The sequence below is a fragment of the Collinsella sp. AM23-17 genome, assembly GCF_003470945.1.
GTDB classification, from domain to species: Bacteria; Actinomycetota; Coriobacteriia; order Coriobacteriales; family Coriobacteriaceae; genus Collinsella; species Collinsella aerofaciens_O.
In genome coordinates this window covers 36,899-42,898 of record NZ_QRHU01000014.1, presented here as the reverse complement: position 1 = coordinate 42,898, position 6,000 = coordinate 36,899, and the positions used below count along the sequence as shown (strand labels likewise).

General features: G+C 58.0%; 4 protein-coding genes. 3 read left to right on the top strand and 1 reads right to left on the bottom strand.

Annotated features, from left to right (window positions below; all coding sequences use genetic code 11):
• Positions 1-188: 188 nt before the first annotated feature.
• Positions 189-1,154, bottom strand: coding sequence for a response regulator transcription factor (locus tag DW645_RS06545; RefSeq protein ID WP_118226935.1), 966 nt, complete (start codon positions 1,152-1,154; stop codon positions 189-191).
• A gap of 328 nt (positions 1,155-1,482) precedes the next feature.
• Between DW645_RS06545 and ptcA the strand changes: the two genes are divergently transcribed.
• The 3 genes from ptcA to DW645_RS06525 all read left to right on the top strand — a co-directional run bounded on the left by ptcA (position 1,483) and on the right by DW645_RS06525 (position 5,702).
• Positions 1,483-2,556: a putrescine carbamoyltransferase gene (gene ptcA / locus DW645_RS06540; RefSeq protein ID WP_117583532.1), complete on the top strand. Its 1,074-nt coding sequence runs from the start codon at positions 1,483-1,485 to the stop codon at positions 2,554-2,556.
• Between the two features lie 133 nt (positions 2,557-2,689).
• Positions 2,690-4,129 (top strand): APC family permease, encoded by a 1,440-nt coding sequence (locus DW645_RS06535; protein WP_118226933.1) that lies wholly within the window; start codon positions 2,690-2,692, stop codon positions 4,127-4,129.
• A gap of 367 nt (positions 4,130-4,496) precedes the next feature.
• Complete coding sequence (locus DW645_RS06525; protein ID WP_118226929.1) at positions 4,497-5,702, top strand: agmatine deiminase family protein; 1,206 nt, start codon at positions 4,497-4,499, stop codon at positions 5,700-5,702.
• Positions 5,703-6,000: the final 298 nt, after the last annotated feature.

The following is a 6,000-nucleotide window of genomic DNA, read 5'->3' as shown; positions in this document are numbered from 1 at the left end:
TGACAAGTGCTCAATAAAACCGTAGGTCAGCGCTGTGACGATTCGGGGTGTGCTCGGCCTCCTGCAAAAAGTCTACTCACTTGGTTTTGGCTGCTAGAAGACCGCCGTGAGGGAAGGCAACTTTCTCGCGGCGGTTGGCGTTTGCCCAGATAAAACCTGCCAAAATAAACCTGTCCCTTTTTGGCAGGTTATCGCTTCCAAAAGTGGAGGATCAACGTCGTGCGGTTTTGCTGCTCGGTTTTGACCAGGATGTTGTGGATGTGGGTCTTGACGGTGCCCACGGCAAGGAATAGCTCGTCAGCGATCTCTTGGTTCGACTTGCCCAGCACAACCAAGCGCATGACTTCGGCCTCGCGGTTGGAGAGCCTGTAGGCGTTGCGATAGAAGGGCATTTGCTCTTCGATGTGTCGATCAAGATCGCTGACGTTCTTTTCCTCGGGCGTCTCCTGCATGCGGATTGAAAGCACGTGGTAGGAGTAGATAATCAGCAGAATCGCAAAGTAGCACGCAAAGACGTTCTCGCTAAAGTTGCGCTCGGATAGATAAAGCTGCAGCCAAGAGGGCGCCAGACTCATGGGGATGACAAGGATGTTGTAGAAATCCTCGGCAACGATGCAACCGACCAGAATAGCGCCGATAATCAGGTGCTTTCGCTGGTTGTTAACGCGTGCCTTCAGCTCAACCTCTGTACTCTTATGAGCCGTCCAAAAGATATACAGTCCAACAAAGACAAGGAATGCCTGGCGTATCGTGTAGTAGATCCACTGACGCATGGGGCCGGAGGGGACTGCGACGATAGCCAGCGACTCGCACAGCAAAAACGTTAAGACGGGGATAGCGAACTGCTTTTTAGAATGCTTATCGAGCAAGTCCATGGCAATCAGCCAAATAAAAGCCTGTGAAGCGGTCGCCACAAGGGTCCGCAACACAGGCATGGTAATTGAGTAATAGTCGCTGGCCGGAAAACTCTCGTTTTTCAACGTGTATTCAAAAAAGAAGATCTCGGTCATCTCGATGGCGTAGCAAATAAAAACGCCACTGCCATAGATAAAGAAACGTCGACGGGACGAGGCATAGGCGGCAAGCGAAAGCACTGCCGTCACAATACAAATCAGGAGAATCGCTAGGGTATAGAAGAACATCAGGGTGTTCATCTGTCACCGTCCTCTCATTTCACCTATGGCCGAGCCATGTATACCTTGTGGGATATAGACGTCTCAACCCTTCGTTCCATTGCGGATTAGACGCCAAGATACAGCATAGCCGCATACCGTTCGCGGTTCCAGGCGGTAAACCCCCTGTAAACTCTTGACCTGCGGGTTTATATTGGATTAGAGAGGGTGTAACTCCATGAACGGTCTTTAATCCCGAATAAACTAGGTAAAAATTGCATACGGGTGAATGATGGTCTTGTCAACACGAGGCGTGATGTTCGAGCGCCTCATAGTAATAGTCGGCAAGACCGGCGGAAAGGAAATCGACATGGCACTGCCTAAGGATTTCATCGACACCAACGACTTCACTAAAGAGCAGATTCTGGCTATCGAGGATCTTGGCCTGGCAATGAAGAAGGCCATCAAGGTTGACGGTTATTATCCGCACCTGCTCCGCAACAAGAGCCTTGGCATGATCTTCCAGCAGGTCTCCACCCGCACTCGTCTTTCCTTCGAGACCGCTATGACCGACCTCGGTGGCCATGCTCAGTTCTATGGCCCTGGCACCATCCAGCTCGGCGGTCACGAGTCCCTGGGCGACACCGCTCGCGTTATGGGCTCGCTGCTCGACATCATGATGGCTCGCGTTGACCGTCACAAGGACGTCGTCGGCCTCGCCGAGGGCTCCGCTGTGCCCGTCATCAACGGCATGTCCGAGTTCAACCATCCCACGCAGGAGATGGGCGACCTCATGACCATGCTCGAGAACCTCCCCGAGGGCAAGAAGATCGAGGACTGCACCCTAGCCTTCATCGGCGACGCCACCCAGGTCTGCGTCTCCCTCATGTTCATCGCCTCCAAGGTCGGCATGAAGTTTGTCCAGTTTGGACCTAAGGGCCACCAGATCCCCGACGGCGGCCTGCATGTTGGCACCGTCGAGGAGCGCGCCGAGTTCGGCAAGCAGATGATGGCTATCGCCGAGGAGAACTGCAAGGTCTCCGGCGGCTCGGTCGTCATCTCCGACGACATCGAGTGCATCAAGGGCGCCGACTTCATCTACACCGACGTGTGGTATGGCCTGTACGACGAGGAGGTCTCGGGCGAGAACTACATGGACGTGTTCTATCCCAAGTATCAGGTCACCATGGACATGATGAACTTCGCCGGCCCCAACTCCAAGTTCATGCACTGCCTGCCGGCCACCCGCAACGAGGAGGTCGTCGACGAGGTCATGGACGATCCCGAGCGCTCCCTGTGCTGGGTCGAGGCCGAGAACCGCAAGCACTCCATTCGTGCTCTCCTTGCCGCCCTGGGCAAGCGCACCCCGCTCAACGACGAGGGTGTCGAGTACTCCGCCAAGGCTGAGCTCCACGCCGCTCTCGAGGCTCTCGAGCAGCTCTAAGCCTCAAGGCTTCTAAAAGCACGTTTGCGGGCGGCGGATGCTCGTCTCCTGTCGCCCGCCCACCGAGGCCCAAGCAATTGCCTTAATACCTTAGGGCCTCGGATCTGTCCAAGACTGAGCGAAGGAGCTCATCATGAGCGACGGAAAGAAAAAGCTTTCCTTCTTGACGGTCATTTCGACCATCATCTGCGTCGTCTTCGTTTGCGAGGCCGCCGCACCTGCTGCTGCCATTGGCAACCAGCAGTTCTTCTGGTGGATCTTCCTGATCCTGACCTTCCTGCTCCCTTACGGCATGGTTGTCGCCGAGCTCGGCACCACCTATGACGGCGAGGGCGGCATTTACGACTGGGTACGCGATGGCCTGGGCGACAAGTGGGGCGCCCGCATTTCGTACTACTACTGGGTCAACTACCCGCTGTGGATCGCCTCGCTGGCTACCATGTTCCCCGACATCCTGGGCATGGTCTTTGGCGTCGAGTTCAACCTAATCGCCAAGATGGGTATCGAACTTGCCTTTGTGTGGATCGTCTACCTCATGGGGCGCTCCAAGGCGGCCGACTCCGAGTGGGTCCTTAACGGAGGCGCTATCATCAAGGTCGCCGTTGCCGTTATCGTCGGCGCTCTGGGCATTTGGTATGCCATGGAGAACGGTTTTGCGAACGACATGTCCGCTGCCACCTTCCTGCCCGAACTCACCAACACCAACGCTCTTGGCTATCTGTCGATCATCATCTTTAACTTCATGGGCTTCGAGGTCATCTGCACCATGACCGATGACATGGCCGATCCCGCTCGCGATATTCCCAAGGCTATCATTGTCGGTGGCGTGGCTATTGCCGTCATCTACCTGTTCGCTGGCTTCGGCATCGGCGCCGCTGTGCCGGCCGACTCCATCGACCCCGACTACGGCATGATCGTCGCAGTCCAGACCATGGTGGGCGACTCCATGATCTTCAAGGTCATCTGCATCGCCTTCCTGATCACCCTGTTCGCTAACATGGCTGCTTGGTCCTTCGGCGTCAACTCCGTCGCTCGCTACGCTGCCGAGCACGGCAACATGCCCAAGGTCTTCGCCTCGATGATCTCCGAGGACGACATGCCCAACGGCGCCAACCTGGTCAACGCCGTCGTTGCCTCCCTGGTGCTGTGCCTGCAGCTCGTTCCCATCGACGCCATCTCCAACGGTGTCTTCTGGATGCTCTTCGGCACCTCCGTCGTCTTCCTGCTGCTCACCTACATCCCGATGTTCCCGGCATTCCTCAACCTTCGTAAGAACGACCCGAACCGTGAGCGCATCTTCACGTTCCCGTTTAAGGGTGCCATGATGAAGGTTATGCTTGCCATCCCCTGCATCGAGCTGGTTCTTGCCATCGTTGCAACGCTGATTCCGTTCTCCGCTGCTGAAATTGGCGACAAGGTCCCGATGATCGTCATCTTCATCGTGCTCGTGCTCATCGGCGAGGTCGTCCGCGTCGTCAGCGCTAAGGGCCGCAAGGAAGAGTACAAGGGTCTGACCCCTGAGCTCGCAGCCCAGCGTCTCGCTGAGGAGGCCGCCGAGGCCGAGGAGAACTAGAGCACCCGGTTCTGGGACTCCGACCCTCCTCGCGTACCAACGTGCGCTTCGTCGGGCTTGTCGTTCTCGACTCCGGGCACTCCGGCCTCTTTGGAGGCGTGCCCAAGCGACAGGTTTGCTAACCATTCCCTGGGGTGGGTGTGAGCTATTGCTCCGGTAACCACCGCCCACCCCAATCTCTCTTCCGTATCCTTCGTGCGTTTTGTCTCCGCGCACTTGGTTACGTCGTCGCTTGCCGGTGCGATTCCGTGAAAACCGGCACCGGGCGCCCCGACCTTTGCCGGGGAACGGGCGCCTACCATCTCTTGGTTTTAGGCTGCGGGTAACCCGCCCGCAGCAAGCGATCGTTCGATTTGGAGGAAATCTTATGCGTACGATCACCGAGTCCGAGTCCACCCCCAAGGCCGACGGCTTCTTTATGCCCGCTGAGTTCGCCCCGCAGGATCGCGTGTGGATGGGTTGGCCCCACCGCACCGACACCTGGGCCCACGGCGCCAAGCCGGCTCAGAAGCAGTATGCCGCCATCGCCCGCGCCATCGCCGAGTTCACCCCGGTTACCATGTGCGCCAACCAGGTCGACTATGCCAACTGCAAGGCCGTCTTCGAGGAGGACGAGAACGTTACCGTCATCGAGATGACCACCGACGACGCCTGGTTCCGCGACACCGCCGCCACCTACGTCATCAACGGCAAGGGCGAGAAGCGCGCCAACCACTGGCACTTCAACGCTTACGGTGGCCTTGTGGATGGCCTCTATTTCCCGTGGGACAAGGGCGAGCAGATCGCCCTTAAGATGGCTGAGCTCTCCGGCTGCCGTCGCTATCGTCCCGATGACATGATCCTCGAGGGCGGCTCCATCACCGTCGACGGCGAGGGCACCCTTGTCGTGACCGACCAGTGCCTGCTTTCCCCGGGCCGCACCTGCTCTGCGGTTCTGGAGGAGGAAGAGGATCCCGAGTCCATCTGGCCCAAGTTCCACAAGAAGTTTGAGCCCTGGAGCGAGGAGCTTCGCGCCTATATGGACGAGCACCTCAAGGATTACCTGGGTGTCGAGAAGGTCATCTGGGTCAAGGAGGGCATCGACCCCGAGGAGACCAACGGCCACATCGATGACGTCGCCACGTTCATCGCTCCGGGCGTCATGGCCTGCATCTGGACCGACGATCCCGAGTATCCGTTCTACGAGCAGTGCCACGCTGCCTACGAGACCCTCTCCAACGCCGTTGACGCTAAGGGCCGCAAGATGAAGGTCTACAAGCTCTGCATGCCCGTGAACCCGCTGTTCATGGACCAGGCTTCCTGCGACACCATCGACGCCGACGAGAACGCCGAGCCGCGCGTCCCCGACGAGCCGCTGATCGCCTCTTACATGAACTACCTGGTCACCAACCACGGCGTTATCGTCCCGCAGTACGGCGACGAGAACGACCAGCTGGCCGTCGACACGCTCCAGAAGATCTATGACGAGGTCTGGGGCGAGGGCGTCTACAAGTGCGTCGGCGTTCAGTCCGAGCAGGTCGTCTTCGGCGGCGGCAATATCCACTGCATTACGCAGCAGGAGCCGTCCGCTTAATCGTCTGACTTTCCGAGGCACCCCATCTCGCCGCTCAAACCGTCGCTCGCGTACCAAAGTACGCTTCGCTCCTCTTTCGCGGCGACCTGGGGCACCTCGAAAACCCAGCCGATCAATCGGACAATCGGCGAATCGAACCATCTTGGGGCATTGATGGTCGGCTTGCCCGATGTCTTGGTCGGTTGGGTTTTCTTTGGGCACTCCGTTGCCTCCACTTCGGAGTGTCCGCCTCTTTGATTGAGTACGCGTCTGATCTGGGATTTATTGCGGGTTAGGCCAATTGTTCGCTTGAATTTCC